Source organism: Candidatus Woesearchaeota archaeon (assembly GCA_018303405.1).
Lineage (GTDB): Archaea > Nanobdellota > Nanobdellia > Woesearchaeales > JABMPP01 > JAGVYD01.
The window spans coordinates 1-14,754 of record JAGVYD010000019.1; the positions used below are offsets into that span (position 1 = coordinate 1).

The 14,754-nt window shown below is 43.9% G+C and carries 16 protein-coding genes; 10 read left to right on the forward strand and 6 right to left on the reverse strand.

Features of this window, described 5'->3' with window-relative positions:
- Positions 1 to 536 (reverse strand): hypothetical protein (locus J4227_07455; GenBank protein ID MBS3110338.1); only part of this gene is annotated, 536 nt, incomplete at its 3' end.
- Positions 537 to 675: 139 nt separating this feature from the next.
- Between J4227_07455 and J4227_07460 the strand changes: the two genes are divergently transcribed.
- The 8 genes from J4227_07460 to J4227_07495 all read left to right on the forward strand — a co-directional run bounded on the left by J4227_07460 (position 676) and on the right by J4227_07495 (position 8,219).
- On the forward strand, positions 676 to 1,056 hold the full coding sequence (locus J4227_07460) for a HEPN domain-containing protein (GenBank protein ID MBS3110339.1): 381 nt from the start codon (positions 676 to 678) through the stop codon (positions 1,054 to 1,056).
- Positions 1,032 to 1,352: a nucleotidyltransferase domain-containing protein gene (locus J4227_07465; GenBank protein MBS3110340.1), complete on the forward strand. Its 321-nt coding sequence runs from the start codon at positions 1,032 to 1,034 to the stop codon at positions 1,350 to 1,352. Before J4227_07460 ends, J4227_07465 begins: the two co-directional genes overlap by 25 nt.
- A 409-nt stretch (positions 1,353 to 1,761) precedes the next feature.
- Complete coding sequence (locus J4227_07470; protein MBS3110341.1) at positions 1,762 to 2,256, forward strand: hypothetical protein; 495 nt, start codon at positions 1,762 to 1,764, stop codon at positions 2,254 to 2,256.
- Complete coding sequence (locus J4227_07475; GenBank protein MBS3110342.1) at positions 2,253 to 4,547, forward strand: DUF835 domain-containing protein; 2,295 nt, start codon at positions 2,253 to 2,255, stop codon at positions 4,545 to 4,547. The genes J4227_07470 and J4227_07475 overlap by 4 nt, the downstream gene beginning before the upstream one ends.
- Before the next feature lie 52 nt (positions 4,548 to 4,599).
- Positions 4,600 to 5,871, forward strand: coding sequence for a serine--tRNA ligase (serS, locus tag J4227_07480; protein ID MBS3110343.1), 1,272 nt, complete (start codon positions 4,600 to 4,602; stop codon positions 5,869 to 5,871).
- 11 nt (positions 5,872 to 5,882) lie between these two features.
- Positions 5,883 to 6,356, forward strand: coding sequence for a hypothetical protein (locus tag J4227_07485; GenBank protein ID MBS3110344.1), 474 nt, complete (start codon positions 5,883 to 5,885; stop codon positions 6,354 to 6,356).
- An 88-nt stretch (positions 6,357 to 6,444) separates the two neighbouring features.
- On the forward strand, positions 6,445 to 7,098 hold the full coding sequence (locus tag J4227_07490) for a hypothetical protein (GenBank protein MBS3110345.1): 654 nt from the start codon (positions 6,445 to 6,447) through the stop codon (positions 7,096 to 7,098).
- A gap of 47 nt (positions 7,099 to 7,145) precedes the next feature.
- Positions 7,146 to 8,219: an AAA family ATPase gene (locus J4227_07495; protein MBS3110346.1), complete on the forward strand. Its 1,074-nt coding sequence runs from the start codon at positions 7,146 to 7,148 to the stop codon at positions 8,217 to 8,219.
- Between the two features lie 10 nt (positions 8,220 to 8,229).
- Here J4227_07495 and J4227_07500 read toward each other — a convergent pair whose 3' ends face one another.
- Positions 8,230 to 8,622 (reverse strand): NUDIX domain-containing protein, encoded by a 393-nt coding sequence (locus J4227_07500; GenBank protein MBS3110347.1) that lies wholly within the window; start codon positions 8,620 to 8,622, stop codon positions 8,230 to 8,232.
- Positions 8,623 to 8,696: 74 nt separating this feature from the next.
- The gene (locus J4227_07505; GenBank protein ID MBS3110348.1) at positions 8,697 to 11,837 is read right to left on the reverse strand and encodes a vitamin B12-dependent ribonucleotide reductase; all 3,141 of its coding nucleotides are present in this window, start codon (positions 11,835 to 11,837) and stop codon (positions 8,697 to 8,699) included.
- Positions 11,838 to 12,288: 451 nt separating this feature from the next.
- Between J4227_07505 and trxA the strand changes: the two genes are divergently transcribed.
- Positions 12,289 to 12,612 (forward strand): thioredoxin, encoded by a 324-nt coding sequence (gene trxA, locus J4227_07510; protein MBS3110349.1) that lies wholly within the window; start codon positions 12,289 to 12,291, stop codon positions 12,610 to 12,612.
- 89 nt (positions 12,613 to 12,701) lie between these two features.
- Here the strand turns inward: trxA and J4227_07515 are convergent, their stop codons facing one another.
- Both J4227_07515 and nirD read right to left on the reverse strand, forming a co-directional pair.
- Positions 12,702 to 13,364 carry an HAD-IA family hydrolase gene (locus J4227_07515; protein MBS3110350.1) on the reverse strand — a complete coding sequence of 221 codons (663 nt, stop codon included), beginning with the start codon at positions 13,362 to 13,364 and terminating at the stop codon, positions 12,702 to 12,704.
- Positions 13,364 to 13,675 (reverse strand): nitrite reductase small subunit NirD, encoded by a 312-nt coding sequence (gene nirD / locus J4227_07520; protein MBS3110351.1) that lies wholly within the window; start codon positions 13,673 to 13,675, stop codon positions 13,364 to 13,366. Before nirD ends, J4227_07515 begins: the two co-directional genes overlap by 1 nt.
- Before the next feature lie 45 nt (positions 13,676 to 13,720).
- Between nirD and J4227_07525 the strand changes: the two genes are divergently transcribed.
- Complete coding sequence (locus J4227_07525) at positions 13,721 to 14,341, forward strand: MBL fold metallo-hydrolase (GenBank protein ID MBS3110352.1); 621 nt, start codon at positions 13,721 to 13,723, stop codon at positions 14,339 to 14,341.
- An 11-nt stretch (positions 14,342 to 14,352) separates the two neighbouring features.
- Here the strand turns inward: J4227_07525 and J4227_07530 are convergent, their stop codons facing one another.
- Complete coding sequence (locus J4227_07530) at positions 14,353 to 14,613, reverse strand: hypothetical protein (protein ID MBS3110353.1); 261 nt, start codon at positions 14,611 to 14,613, stop codon at positions 14,353 to 14,355.
- Between the last annotated feature and the right edge of the window lie 141 nt (positions 14,614 to 14,754).

Consider the following 14,754-nt stretch of genomic DNA (forward strand, 5'->3'; position numbering starts at 1 on the left):
TCCTGCAAATTGCCTCCGCCGTATTTTTGGATGGCAAGCAATAATTGGTCTTGTGTTTTAAATTCCTGTGGCTTTGATGTGTCAATTTCAAAATAACCCAATTCATCGTTTCTGTTGTCAAATTTGAGCTTGAGATTATCCACGTCTGTTTTCAGAACCTTGTCAGATTTGAGAATTGCGTCCAGGTCATTTTGTTCTACTTTGTAATTATGAGCTGGAGATAGAAGTTGCCTTGTTGCTTCCCCTATATGCTTAAGAATTGGATTTAAGTCCCTCATTGTGCTGTAAAGATAAGCTTTTCCATCTTCAAAAGTGTAGACATTGCCGTCTGCTGTGTAGAACCATTTATTTCTTAAGCTGAAGTCAGTCTTTCTGTCCCTCATTATTTCATAAGCATGCTGGAATGTTTCAGGCCTTATTTGAGAATAGCCTTGGAGAAGTGTGCCCTGAAAATTTTCAAGTTTGCCTTGCTCATTCACGCTGGCTGCTGATAAGCCTGGTTTTGCGATAGCTGTTTCCAAAGTTTGTTCTGTCATTTTGATTGCCTTATTGCCTTATAGAGTAAGCCACACTAAGAAAAGCTTGTTTATAAAGCTTTGCATTTTTTAACTATTAAGAAGTAACAACATTTATTCGGGAAGTTTTATAAATCTTCAGCATTAGTCTGGCTTTAAGATGAGGCAAGAGATTAGCAACTGGTGGGAGCAGGCGAAAGAGGATTTTGATGCAGCAGAATATAATTTCGAAGGAGGCAAGTTCTATTTGGCTGCCTTTATGTGCCAGCAGGCAGTGGAAAAATCGCTCAAGGCATTGTTCCTGCTTGAAAAAAAAGGCATTGTGCCGCAATCTCATTCACTGATATACCTGGCTTCAAATACCACAACCCCTAAGAAATTTTACTCTTTTCTCAAGGAGCTGACGCCTAAGTTTATAGATACCCGCTACCCGGATGCGTCAGTTGATTTGCCATCCAGGATTTATGACAAGAATAACACTGAAAAGATTGTAAAGGGCTCTAAAGAGGTTATGAAATGGGCAGAAACGAAATTAAAATAGATGCAAGTGCAAGGGCTTTCATAAAAAAGGTAAAAAATGAGTTCAGGCCGTCTAAAATTATATTTTTTGGGAGCAGGGCAAATGGCGAGTTTAGGGAATACAGCGACTACGATTTCATAATTGTGTCTGACTCATTTCTGGACGTGCATTGGCTTGACAGGATATCGAAAATCCTCAGGCATTGGGATTCTGACAGGAACATAGATGTACTGCCATACACAACAGATGAATTTGCCCATAAAAAAAGCAATTCAAGCATTGTGAAGGAAGCAGTAAGGAAAGGGATTTCAGTATGAGTGTTAGCTTCAGCTGAAATCCCAAAGGTTAAGGCCAGATGCTACATCAAATTTTCTAATTATTAACCTACATTATATGTAGTTTATACTAAATATATTAGATATTATCTTACATAATAAGTAATATTTTATCATAATAGGTAACTATTTCATAATAACCGTCTTATTTTCTTACATAATAAGATTTGATTAGACAAATTAAGTATAAATAATACATTATTTTTGAGTTTAATCCTACAAAAGCAGTAATAGAGTACACAAAATAAGTATAATAATAAAATATATATACTCTTTATCGCACATAATAAGAAACAGATTCACGAATTGATTATAATAATCTTACATTTACAGTAAATGTGAAGTTAATTTGGTTAAAAAAACTTACAAAATAAGTATTGGGCATAGAAAAGTGCCTCATGAAATTTACCATAAGAATAGAGACCACTTTGAAAGGCTGGCGGGCCTGATTGAGGAAATCAAGCGCAAGGAGGACATCTCCTCCGAAGAAATTCTAAGCATTTTAGCCAGAAAAGAAGAGCTTCTTGCAGCGCCTGTTTCGATATTCAGCTCATGGCTTGGCCCATTGGAATCACTGGTCAAATTTATGAAAGAGAATATGAAACTTAGTTTCGCTGAAATCTCAAGAATCACCAACAGGGACCAGAGAACAATATGGATTACTTACAATAATTGCAGGAAAAAGAATCTTGAGATCCCGATTCTGAATGAGCATTTCATTCCGCTGGATATCTTCGCCAACAGGCAGCTGAGCATCTTGGAAAATCTTGCGGCCTACATGCACGAGCAGCTGGGGCACCCGCTCAGGGACATAGCCAAGCTGACTAAAAAGGACAGCCGGACCATCTGGACGGTTTACCATCGGGCCAAGAAAAAAAGAAAATGACACCTGAACAAGCAAAGAAATTTGTAATTTTCATCATGGTAGTTGCGACACTGGGATTCGTGATGAACTTTGGGCTGGATGGCGGCCCAACTGGCTTTGCAACCCTTGATTATGCAAGCATAGACAGCATTGTATCCGTTGATGCTTCCCAGCTCAAATACGACCTGATTGCCGGCGAGACAAAGCAGGCAATTTTCTATGTGAAGAACCACCTGGCCGATAAGCCGCTGGAAGTTGATTTGGAAGTTTCGGGCAAGGCGGCAAACTTTATTTCCCTCCAGGAAAGGCATGTTATTGTCCCGCCCAACAGCATAAGGGCTGTTGAGATGCTAATAACAGCAAGCCTCGAAGCCATTCCGCAAGTGTATTTCGGCGATATCGTCGTTTCTGCAGAAGGACGTGGAAAATTATTGCAGATTCAGGTAAATGTGAAAAAACGCATCCAGGAAGCGCTTGAATTCAGGCTCGAGCCGCAGAAATTGGTAATCAATCCCGGTGAGGAGCTTGGCTTGGCTCTGGACATAACAGATATGGGGACTGAGAGTGCAGCAATCCAGGTCGAAATGCGCATGTACCGGGGAAGCAGTGTTATCTGGGAAACAACTGATGATATAGGGGTTGAAACAAAGCTTACAAAGAATTATGTAGTAAAAGTCCCGGAAACTGCAGAGCCTGGCGTTTATAATATTGACATGAAAATATCTGCAAGAATGGGCCAGCAGTATGGGGTATTCGAGAGAAAGAAACAGGTGACTGTTGAACGAATACTCTCCGTTGAAGCCCCTGCCAAAACCAAGAATACATTGCTCTGGTGGATTGTTTCCACAATAATCATGGTTGGCCTTCTGCTAACAGGAAGTGCATTGGTGCGCCAGGAAGTAATAACCCTGCCCAGATTCATGAAAGTGCTGAAGGTTCACCCTGACTCTGGAAAGGACAGCAAGCAGTATATTAGGGAAGGATTCAGCTATATTATAGATGAGCGCGGCACAAGGACAAGCTACCAGACTATCAGGATGCTGCATGCCGAAGGCTTCAAGGTGCTGTGCATAACACGCCTGAATCCAAAATTGCTGACAGAAGAAGTTCCCGAATTCCGGCTGGCGGCAATATATTGGCTGACAAACCAGGAAGGCCAGGGAATGATCGGGCCAACAGATATTGAAGGGATTTACAATGCAATAGACAAGGCCATTGTGGATAACCCGCGCTCTGCAATAATTGTTGATGGATTATCATTCCTGCATCTCAATGCGGGGTTCAATCAGGTTATGCTTTTGCTGCAGTACATCAAGGACAGGATATCTGCTGCGCAGAGCATATTTATTGCGCCTCTGAACAGCAAGGCGCTTTCAAAGCTTGAAATTGAGCAGATTGCGGAAGAGATGAAAATCCTTGATGGCCGCAGGGAAATACTTCTGGCCATTTACAGGTCAGACGATAACGAAGCCCCTGATACAGCTGCCAAAATTCCTGTTACTAGGCAGCTATTCGAGTATGTAAAAAAATATTCAGACTCCGGAATAAATGAGGACAGGATTATTGCAGCCTTAGTTGCCCATGGCTGGAGCAAGGCCACAGTAAAGCATGCGCTTGACCTTGCCAAATATCCAGACAAGTATGCTGAGGAACTAAAGGGATTGGACATCGATGCCGGCCAGCTGGCCCCGGTTGGAAAAATGAAAAAAACAGTCGACCAGGTTGAAAAGAAAAAATCCATAGCGGCATCTGAGGCACAAGAGCCTACAGATGAAGGGTCAGCTGGAATTCAGCTTCCAGGCGCAACTATGGACGAAGAGCCAGCAATAGCCGAAGATGACGCTCCTTTTGGAGAGGCGTACAAGCCAGAAGCCATAGAAATCAAAAAAGAGAAAACAGCTGTAAAAGATGAAGAGCCATCAATGGTAAAGGAACAGCAAACCATTCCAAAAGCAGCGGAAAAAGCTGAAAAAAAGTCTGAAAAAAGTGAATTTGACTGGACATCTGAAAATGGTGTTTCAGGAAAAATCGCAGCTAAAAGTGGCCAGGAGAAGGGAAAAATTGCAAAGCCGGAATTGGAGAACATAAGGGAGCCAAAGATTGTTGATAAGATAGAAACGGAATATGACCAAATCAAAGAAGAAATAGAATCGTCCATGTCAGGAAACCAGAAACTGGCAAGCCTGGACATGCAACTCAAGCTCCTGTCGCAGGACCTGCAGGTCGCTGATATCACGGATGATCCAAAGGACATTGAGAAAGTGAAAAAGAAGCTGGATGAAATCAAGAGGAAAATAAACGCCAAGGGCTAAGATTTAAATGCCATTGGAAATCCATGTGCATGGGCAATAGAGGGCGATAAAAATGCTGGAATTGAGATTTATCAGGGAAAATCCTGATGTTGTCAAAAAGGACCTCAAGAGAAGAGGCTACGAAGACTGGTCAGCAAGAGTTGACAGTCTCCTGGGCTTGGATGCAGAGCACAGGAAATTGATAGGCAGGAGCCAGGAGCTAAGGGCGATGCGCAACAATCTTGCCCAGGAAATTAATGAACTGAAAAAGCAGGGCAAGGATATAGCAGCCAAGGTGCAGGAGGCAAAAAGAATTCCCGGGGAAATTAAGAAAATTGAAGAAACACAGAACCAGACTTCCGAAAAAATAAGCAGCATGCTTTACCAGATTCCAAATATCTTGCATGACAGCGTGCCAAATGGCCAAACACCGGATGACAATATTACCGTGAGGGAGGTTGGAAAAATACCTGAATTTGACTTTAACCCTAAAAGCCACGTTGATTTCCTGGATGCCGGCCTTGCCGATATTGAAAGGGCGGGTAAAATCAGCGGAGCCAGGTTCTATTACCTGAAGAAGGAGCTGGTGCTGATGGATTTTGCGCTGCAAAAGCTTGCCCTGGACTTGCTTTACAAGAAAAATTACACCCTTGTCCAGCCGCCTTACCTTATGCACAGGAAGCCATACGAGGGCGTTACTGACCTCAAGGATTTTGAGGATGTTATGTATAAGATTGAAGGTGAAGACCTTTACCTGATTGCCACCTCAGAGCACCCCATGGCTGCAATGTACATGGATGAGGTACTGGATGAGTCGCAATTGCCAATCAAGCTTGCTGGCGTTTCTCCCTGCTTCAGAAAAGAGGCGGGCGCGCATGGAAAGGACACAAAGGGGATATTCAGAGTGCATCAATTCAACAAGGTAGAGCAATTTATTTTCTGCAAGCCAGAGGATTCATGGCAGCTTCATGAGGAGCTACTGAAAAATGCAGAGGATATTTTCAAGAAGCTGAAACTGCCTTACCGCGTCGTGAACATCTGCACAGCTGACATCGGCACAGTTGCTGCGAAGAAATATGACATTGAAGTCTATTACCCTGTACAAAAACAATATCGCGAAGCCTGCTCAATATCAAACTGCACTTCATACCAGGCGGCGCGGCTCAATGTGAAATATCGTTCTGCAGAAGGCAATAGATATGTGCACACATTGAATGCGACTGCAGTTGCCACAACAAGGGCAATGGCCGCAATCATTGAGAACTATCAAAACAAAGACGGCTCTATCACAATTCCCACTGTGCTTCACAAGTATATGGATGGTTTGAAAAAGATTAAACCTTAGGAGGCGGGATTATGGGAGAGGAAATTAAGGACAAGAGAAAAATAATCGAATTGGTCCGTGAAATCACAGATTGCTGGAACAGATCTGTAAAGCCCGGGGAAGAAGGAACAAAAGCCAAGATTCAGATGTTTGAAAAGGTTGAAGAGCTGCTCAAAATTGATGTTGCACAAGTGCAGATGGACAAGATTGTTGCCCAGCTTATTGAAAAATCCAAGCTGGAATTGACTAAGGTAATAATGGCTGAGGAAAAATACAGTCAATTGGACAGGGAAATAAGAGAGGCTATCACAAAGCTTTATCAATCCGTGGATGCATTTAAACAGGGCAAATTGATGTGGGACCATGTTACAATCCAAGACAACGTGCACATTCCGACTTTGGTTATCTCCAACGCTGCACATCAAGAAATAGACATCAGCAAAGGCATTGAAAGGCTTGCTGAGGATCTCAAGAAAATCATGAAACACTTGGAAAAGGATGTTTAATTTATTATTCTTTTTCTATTAAATGGTAGTAAAAATGCTAATCTTTTTATGCTTGTAATTGTGCCTATTTAGATTACAGGGAACTAATATGAGTCGAAGCGCGCTTGAAATTACGGCCAAGAAATTGGGAAGTCAGTTTGCTAGAGTAAGCCCTTTTGATTTGGAAGATGTGCAGGCACACTGGGACCAAGGAAAATTTACGCAGAGTGTATACACTGGCATACCACCTGATGCAAATGGAAAACATTATTTTGTCAAAAGACTCTTTAATGCCCCTTCGCAGGGTTTTCGCACAATTTCAGGCAAACCAGTCCCGGCAATTGAGCAAATTAGGGGGCCGCGGGAAGTTATACTGGGATTAAGAAAAGACCCGGCTTACATCAATTTTCTTTTGTCTATGTATCAGTCTTTGATAAGTGAGGGTATTTATCCTCCTGACACAGAAGTTAGAGATTTTTATGAGAAAGGCATCGGGAACATTGCCATGTTAATGCCACCTTTGGAAACATTTACAACTGATAGAAGCTTTATGCACGGCACAAGCAACCAGAATTTGCCAGCAAGGATGAAGGAAATACAAGGAATGCTGGCAGCGAAGGGAATCGCCGAAGATTATGCGACATTGGACTTGGAATTTGACAAGAATTATGGAAGAGATGAAAAGGGACAGATATATTATTTGGATATGGGCATCATTAAGCCCAGGCACCTGCATGAAGCACAGAAAATATTCAGGTCTTAGTCTTTTTCCTGCATAACTTTAAAAACAATCAGCTCTTGGTCTAAACCATGACAGTTTTCAAGGATATGCTAGGGAGCGGGGAATCGCTTTTCAGGAACGATGTGGCTCTTGACTTTGATTACATGCCAAAGGCCATTAAGTTCAGGGAGAATGAGCAAAGGCAAATAGCCTCATGCATGAAGCCGTTGTTCTCCCAGAGAAATGCCAGGAATGCAGTTGTGTTTGGCGCGCCTGGTGTTGGAAAAACACTCGCCTGCAACCACCTGATTGAGGAGATAGAAGAGGAAAGTGACGAAATTTTTACAATCTATGTCAATTGCTGGAAAAATGATTCTTCCTATAAGATATTTGTCGAGATTTGCCACTTGCTGGGCTACAGGTTCACGCAGAACAAGAAAACAGAGGAGCTTTTCGCAGAGATAAAAAGAATAGTCAACAAGAAGTCTGCTGTTTTTGTTTTCGACGAAATTGACCGCGCCAAGGATTATGACTTTCTTTATTCGATTCTTGAGGATATTTACAGAAAAACCGTTATTTTGGTAACCAATTTCAAGAACTGGATTGTCAGCCTTGACCCAAGGATAAAATCAAGGCTCATGCCTGAAACAATTGAGTTCCTGCCTTACAACCCGGACGAGACAAGGGGGATACTGAAGGAAAGGATGGAATATGCATTTGTGCCTGATATCTGGGAACACGATGCCTTTTCTGTCATTGTGGGAAAGACAGTTGAAACCGGTGACATAAGGAGGGGGCTTTATCTTATGAAGGAATCTGCGAATTGCGCAGAGGATGCAAGCTCAAGAAAAGTCAGGCTGGACCATGTCAAGAAGGCAATGGAAAAGATACAGGATTTCTCAGTGAACAGCAAGGATGAGCTTGAGGACGATGTAAAAAAGCTGCTTGACCTGATCAGGGAAAATTCCGGCAAGAAGAGTGGCGACTTGTTCAGGGCATATGAGGAAGCAGGCGGCCAGAACAATTACAAGTGGTTCCAGAGGAAAGTGGCCAGGCTTCGGCAGGGGAGGTACATCACAACCGAGAAGATTACAGGCGGCCCAGAAGGCACAACTACGATAGTGAAATATTCTGGCGAAACAAAGAAGTTGACAGAGTTCTGATGCATAAGCGCTATATCAAGTCCAGGTTCTTGAAATCCAAATCAATGCTGTCCACGCATTCAAAGTTCACATAATCCTCAACAGGAATCCATGAAAACTCCGTATGCTCGCGGCTCAGCATGACTCTTCCGGAGGGAACCTCCACCAGGAAGGGGTGCACGACAAAGATTATGTCTTCTGCCATGACTTCAAAGGAACGGCCAGGCCTGATTACCCTACCCAACAGCCCAGTTTCCTCCTTCACTTCCCGGATAATGGCCGCTTCCTTGTGTTCCCCGTTTTCAATTTTGCCGCCTGCATTCTCCCACTTCCCGGGGTAGTATTTCTTAGCAGGCGATCTTTTCATCAAAAGAATAAGGCCATTGTGTTTTATGACGCCAACTGCAACATTCATTTTTTCCATGGAAAGTTGGGAAAGCCATGAGTATATAAAATTAATTCAAAAAAGAAAATAAAATTTATTGGCATGCCGTGGATTTACGAGCATCCCATTGAATTCCCACAGTTCAGGCACTTGTAGCAGCTCCCGTTCCTGACAGTTATGTGCCCGCATTCATTGCAGGCAGGTGCATCCCCCATCATTTCGCTCAGCTGCTTGTCAAGCACACTGCCGCCATGGCTTTCGCCTATAATGCTTGACGAAATCTCAACATTTGCGCCAGCTGAAACAGTGCCTTCGGTCTGCCTTACTGATGTGTCCAAAGGCTGGGAAAGTTCCATTGGTGTGGGGTCAACAGGCTTGACATGGACAAAATCAGTCCTTCCAAGGTATTTCATGCCCAAAAACCTGAATACAAAGTCAACCACGGATGTTGCCGACCTTATGTTCGGGTGGTTTGTCATTCCATTGGGCTCAAACCTCGTGAAAGTGAAGATGTCGACAAATTTTTCAAGCGGCACGCCGTGCTGCAGGCCAATTGAGACTGAAATTGCAAAGCAGTTCATCATGCTCCTGAATGCCGCCCCTTCCTTGTGCATGTCAACAAAGATTTCCCCGAGCACGCCATCAGAATATTCCCCTGTCCTAAGGAAAACCTTGTGCCCGCCAATCCTGCTTTCAACTGTTGTGCCTTTTCTTTCCTGTGGCAATGGCATTCTCTTGCCGCGCGGAAATGCCTCAATTACAGGCATTGCTTTCAGCTCTGCCTTGGCCGCGGCTGCCTTTTCTTGCACAGCAATGGCTTCAGCTGATTTATCAGCCTCAGATTCCTGTGTTTCGGTTGACATGGCAGTGTTCAGCGGCTGGCTGGACTTGCACCCATCCCTGTAAAGCGCAATTGCCTTGAGCCCCAATTTCCATCCATCGACATAGATGTTCTTTATGTCTTCGACTGTTGACTCACTTGGAATGTTGACTGTTTTTGATATTGCCCCGGAGATAAAAGGCTGGACTGCTGCCATCATTTTCACATGGCCCATTGGCTCAATGAATCTCTTGCCTGTCCCGCACTTGTTGGCGCAGTCAAATACCGGCAGATGCTCTTCCTTCATATGCGGCGCTCCTTCCAAAGTCTGGCTGCCGCCGACATAAACTGCTGCTTCCTGCACCTGTTTTGTTGTTAATCCTTTTTTCTTCAGCTCCTTTGGATTGATATGAGGGGTCCAGTCGTCGAATCCCTTGGTGGCAGCCACATAATCGCCTGCTGCCTTGATTTGCTCTGCAGTGAATCCCATCCTTTTCAGGGCTTCGGGGTTTACGTGCGGTGCATTTTCCAGAGTTGCATGGCCAAGAACATATGAAATCATGTCCTCGATTTGCCCCTCGCTGTAGCCTAGCTTTGCCAAGGCCCTTGGGATTGACTGGTTTATTATCTTGAAATAACCGCCGCCTGCAAGCTTTTTCCATTTTACAATTGCAAAATCAGGCTCAACTCCGGTTGTGTCGCAGTCCATCAATAGGCCAATTGTGCCGGTTGGCGCGATGACAGTTGTCTGGGCATTTCTGTATCCAAAGCTTTCGCCCATCTCAACTGCTTCGTCCCAGTCCTGCCTTGCCGCCTCGAGGATGTCCTGCGGGCATTTCTTGACATCTATCTTGTAAGCAGCATCCCTGTGCTTGTTCATGACCTTGAGCATTGACTCCCTGTTATTTGCATAATCAGGGAATGCCCCGAGCTGTGATGCCAGTTCAGCGGATGTTTTGTATGAATGGCCAGTCATGATAGCTGTCAGTGCAGATGCAATTGACCTTCCCTTATCGCTGTCGTACGGGATTCCTGAAACCATAAGCAGTGTTCCAAGATTTGCATAGCCAAGCCCAAGGGTCCTGTAATCATGGCTTCGCTGCGCAATTTCCTTTGTTGGATAAGAAGACATGTCAACTGCAATTTCCTGCGCTATGATAAAAAGCCTGATAACATGCCTGTATTTTTCAATATCAAAATTGCCTTCATTGTCAATCATTTTGATGAGGTTGATGGATGCCAGGTTGCAGGCAGTATTGTCCAAGAACATGTATTCAGAGCAGGGGTTAGAGGCATAAATCCTGTCGGTATTGGCGCAGGTATGCCAATCATTGATTGTGGTGTCAAATTGCACACCAGGGTCTGCGCATTCCCAGGCAGCCTGTGCTATTTTCTGCATCAGTTCCCTTGCATCATATTCGTGCGCCATTTCCCCATTAGTCCTGTTTCGCGTTTCCCATTTCTTGCCATTCAGGTATGCATTCATGAATTCGTCGCTTATCCTTACAGAATTGTTTGAGTTTTGGCCTGAAACTGTTTTGTAGGCCTCGCCATTAAAGTCAGCTGGGAATCCGGCTGCAATGAGGATTTTTGCTTTTTTCTCTTCCTTTGCTTTCCATTCAATGAAATCGACAATTTCAGGATGGTCCATGTCCAGGCAGACCATTTTTGCGGCCCTTCTTGTTGTGCCGCCTGATTTGGTTGCCCCGGCGCCCCTGTCAAAAACCTCGAGGAAGCTCATTAGCCCTGATGATGTCCCGCCGCCGCTGAGCTTTTCATACTTGCTCCTTATTTTGGAAAAATTAGTGCCGGTTCCTGAGCCAAACTTGAACAGCCTGGCCTCGCTCTTCAGCAGGTCAAACATGGACATTAGGTCGTCATCCACTGATTGGATAAAGCACGCAGAGCACTGCGGCCGTGAATAGCTGTCCTCTGTCAATGTGACCTGGTGATCATGAAAATCATAGGCATAATTTCCGCCGCTGCCCCTGATGCCGTACTGCTGGTGCAGCCCTGCATTAAACCAAACAGGGGAATTGAAGGCTCCTGTCTGCGTAATGAGGACATAATCAAGTTCAGCCTCAAAGGCATCAGCATCCTCCTTGGTTGCGAAATAATTGTGCTGTTCCCCGAAAGTCCTCATGCTGTGGGCAATCCTGTGCACAACCTGCCTTGCGGATGTTTCATGCCCTGTTTCAGGCACGCCTGCCTTCCTGAAATATTTTGAGACAATGATGTCGGTCGCGAGCTGGCTCCATGTTTTTGGGACTTCGGCATCGCGCATCTCGAAAACAACCTTTCCGTCCGGCTCTGTAATGATGGAGCTTCTCCTTGTGTAAGTTATTGAATCCAGTACATCCTCTCCCGGCTTAGAGTAGATCCTGTTGACAGTCATTCCTGATTTTGATTTTTTCCTTAGAAGCTTTGATTCCATCTATTCACCCCTGAAGTGTTCTGAAGTGTTTCGTTGAGCGCATGGTAACTATCAGCCAAGTTTTGATGCACAAGTGAAGACATACGCCGACACGCAATGCATTACCGGCCAAGGCCACACAGTCCCTGTTTTAGCTTGTCCGTGCTCTGACCCCTACACCACAAGATATAGTGGTACAGGCACATTTTAAGCACAATATGTTGTGTTACAAAGGTTTGCCTAGTATTTAAATATTATGATACTTTATTATAGATACTTCAGTATATATTTTGGGAAAATTACAAATTCTGCGCGAATTTCTAAATGAGTAGGCGAATTTGTGATACTGGACTCCCTGTTTCAGCATGCAAACGGGAATAAGTGAAAAGAAAAATGGCGTTAAACAGGGAATTTAATGCAAAAAAGATTATTTTATAAATAATTGCGTTTTCTCATAGTTTGGTGATTCTCAATGGCGTCTGTACATGCAACGGATAAGGATTTTGACAAGCAGGTTTTGCAGCACAAGGGATTTGTTGTTGTGGATTTCTGGGCAGAATGGTGCGGCCCATGCAGGATTATTGGCCCTGTCCTTGAGGAACTGAGCAATGAATACCAGGAAAAGCTAAAGGTAGTCAAGCTTAATGTTGATGAAAACCAGAAGATCGCCCAGGACTATGATGTCAGGAGCATTCCGACCCTGATATTCTTTAAAGACGGCAAGCCAGTGGATATGGTCATAGGTGCATACCCAAAGCCAGCCTTGAAGGATATGATTGAAAAGATGCTGAAATAGGTTTTGTCCGTTTTTGTCCTGTTCAATTTATTTCTTTAACTATATTTCAGATAATATGCCCCACATTAGCGCATGTTTTATACCCGGCTTCAAATCGTTACTCCACTTTCCCTCAAATCCCCGCAAAGCTTCCCATAATTTTGGTAATGCAGGGCCTTCATTCCAATTTTCCTGGCTGGAATAAGATTAGGCTTCATATCATCAATAAAAATGCAGTTTTCCGGCTTTTTCCTGATTCGCCTGCAGACTTCAAGGTAAATTTTCGTTGGATTCTTTGTGCCCGTTGTAAAATATGGCTTGGCCATGCCCATCCTGTTTGACCTGAATGCCCTGTCGAAATATGAGAATAATTTTCTCCTGATGTTCGCAGATTCGTGCAGGGCTATTGTGTTTGTCAGGGCAACGACATGATAATGCTTCCTTAGCCGCATCACGAGGCCGGTCATTCTCCTGTAGATTCTGCCGTGCCTGAGATAAGTTTCAATCATCATTTTCCGATATGCATTAAATGGCTTTGGGCGCCTGATCCTGAGCGAACCGGCAAGCACACTATAGAATTTCCTGTTGCTGACCCTGCCCTCCATGTACGGCTTTATGATGCTGACAAGGACCCTTTCAAGTTTTTTCTCTGGCACTCCAAAAAAAATAGACATGCCCTTAATAACACCATCATCAGAATTTGACACTATAATCCCCCCTAAGTCAAAGATAATGGCCTTAACCTCACAATTTTTTTTGCCAGCCTTTGCCATTATTCAATCACCAGAAATACTTCTCCATTTTCATTGGCAACGACAGGGAATGTTTCTATGGTTACAGTCTCAAAGTTCTGGCATTGCCCGGATTTTACATCAAAGACCCAGCCATGCAGGGGGCATGTGACCTGGCATCCGGAAAGCATGCCATCCCCCAAAGGCCCGCCCTGGTGCGGGCATGTATTGGTTGTGGCAAATAGCCTGCCGTCAATCTTGAACACTGCATATTTTTCCCCATCGAATTCAACAACCTTGCCTTCTCCCTCAGGAAAATCAGCAATCATCCCTATTTTTATCTGTTGCGCCATTGCAAAATGGAAATAATTATATCTTATTTAAATTATGCCAATGCCATGCTGATAAAAAGGATAATATCCGGCCCTTTGTACAACAACTGCTACGTTATTTATGACGAGATGGGCAAGGATGCAGCAATTATTGATGTGCCGGAAGGTGTTTCTGACAAGCTGATGCATTTTCTAAGAGAAGAGAATCTGAAAGTGACATACATAATCAATACGCACGGCCATTTTGACCATATTTATGAAAATTCTATAATAAGAGAATTTACTGGCGCAAAAATAGTCTGCCATGAAAAGGACAAAGGGATGCTTGCTGACCCCCAGCCAAAGGGCGCATTTCAAAGCTTCAGGCTAAAGCCAACCGTGGCCGATGTTACTGTGAAAGAAGGAGACCAGCTTAAGCTTTCAAAAGTTGCGCTTAAAGTGATGCATACTCCTGGCCACACCCCCGGCTCAATCTGCATATATTGTGAAGAGGAGAGAGTCTTGTTCACAGGTGACACTTTGTTCAAGGGGACCTATGGCAGGACTGATTTGCGGGGGGGCAATGATGCTGAGATGAAAAAAACCCTGCAAAAGCTGGCCGGGCTTCCGAAGGATGTTAAAATACTGCCTGGCCATGACGAGGAAACAACAATTGGCGAAGAATTGTACTGGTTGAAGGAGTTCTGACAGCCATACAGCTACTTATGTAAATCTGCCCAGATTTTCTTGAAAAAAGGCATGGTGAGGGTGGACAGCATAAAGGCAATGGCTGGGACTATTGCATTAATCCATGGGCGCTGTACTTCTATAACCTGCAGATAAACGCCAATGGCTAGATAAGTAAAGAGGGTGAGAAGGGACCTTCTTGTATAGCTTGTTTCCCACTGCTTGTCAATCTCGACACGCCTGTTTCTTTCCTCAATGTTTTTGAGTCTTTGGACCATCTGTTGGGTTGCCATATCAAGAAAGAGAACATTCGTGTTTTTATACTTTACCAGAAAGTAAACTACCGTGGGCTGAAGCCCACAGCGTTTAGTTGAAATCTGTAAGCCGACTCTGATTCCTTACACTTTGGTATTCTTCAAAAGTGTATTTTTGCC

Coding starts and splice junctions, on each gene's coding strand:
- J4227_07460 (MBS3110339.1), top strand. CDS start 676: ATGAGGCAAGAGATTAGCAACTGGTGGGAGCAGGCGAAAGAGGATTTT.
- J4227_07465 (MBS3110340.1), top strand. CDS start 1,032: ATGGGCAGAAACGAAATTAAAATAGATGCAAGTGCAAGGGCTTTCATA.
- J4227_07475 (MBS3110342.1), top strand. CDS start 2,253: ATGACACCTGAACAAGCAAAGAAATTTGTAATTTTCATCATGGTAGTT.
- serS (MBS3110343.1), top strand. CDS start 4,600: ATGCTGGAATTGAGATTTATCAGGGAAAATCCTGATGTTGTCAAAAAG.
- J4227_07485 (MBS3110344.1), top strand. CDS start 5,883: ATGGGAGAGGAAATTAAGGACAAGAGAAAAATAATCGAATTGGTCCGT.
- J4227_07490 (MBS3110345.1), top strand. CDS start 6,445: ATGAGTCGAAGCGCGCTTGAAATTACGGCCAAGAAATTGGGAAGTCAG.
- J4227_07495 (MBS3110346.1), top strand. CDS start 7,146: ATGACAGTTTTCAAGGATATGCTAGGGAGCGGGGAATCGCTTTTCAGG.
- J4227_07500 (MBS3110347.1), bottom strand. CDS start 8,622: ATGGAAAAAATGAATGTTGCAGTTGGCGTCATAAAACACAATGGCCTT.
- J4227_07505 (MBS3110348.1), bottom strand. CDS start 11,837: ATGGAATCAAAGCTTCTAAGGAAAAAATCAAAATCAGGAATGACTGTC.
- trxA (MBS3110349.1), top strand. CDS start 12,289: ATGGCGTCTGTACATGCAACGGATAAGGATTTTGACAAGCAGGTTTTG.
- J4227_07515 (MBS3110350.1), bottom strand. CDS start 13,364: ATGGCAAAGGCTGGCAAAAAAAATTGTGAGGTTAAGGCCATTATCTTT.
- nirD (MBS3110351.1), bottom strand. CDS start 13,675: ATGGCGCAACAGATAAAAATAGGGATGATTGCTGATTTTCCTGAGGGA.
- J4227_07525 (MBS3110352.1), top strand. CDS start 13,721: ATGCTGATAAAAAGGATAATATCCGGCCCTTTGTACAACAACTGCTAC.
- J4227_07530 (MBS3110353.1), bottom strand. CDS start 14,613: ATGGCAACCCAACAGATGGTCCAAAGACTCAAAAACATTGAGGAAAGA.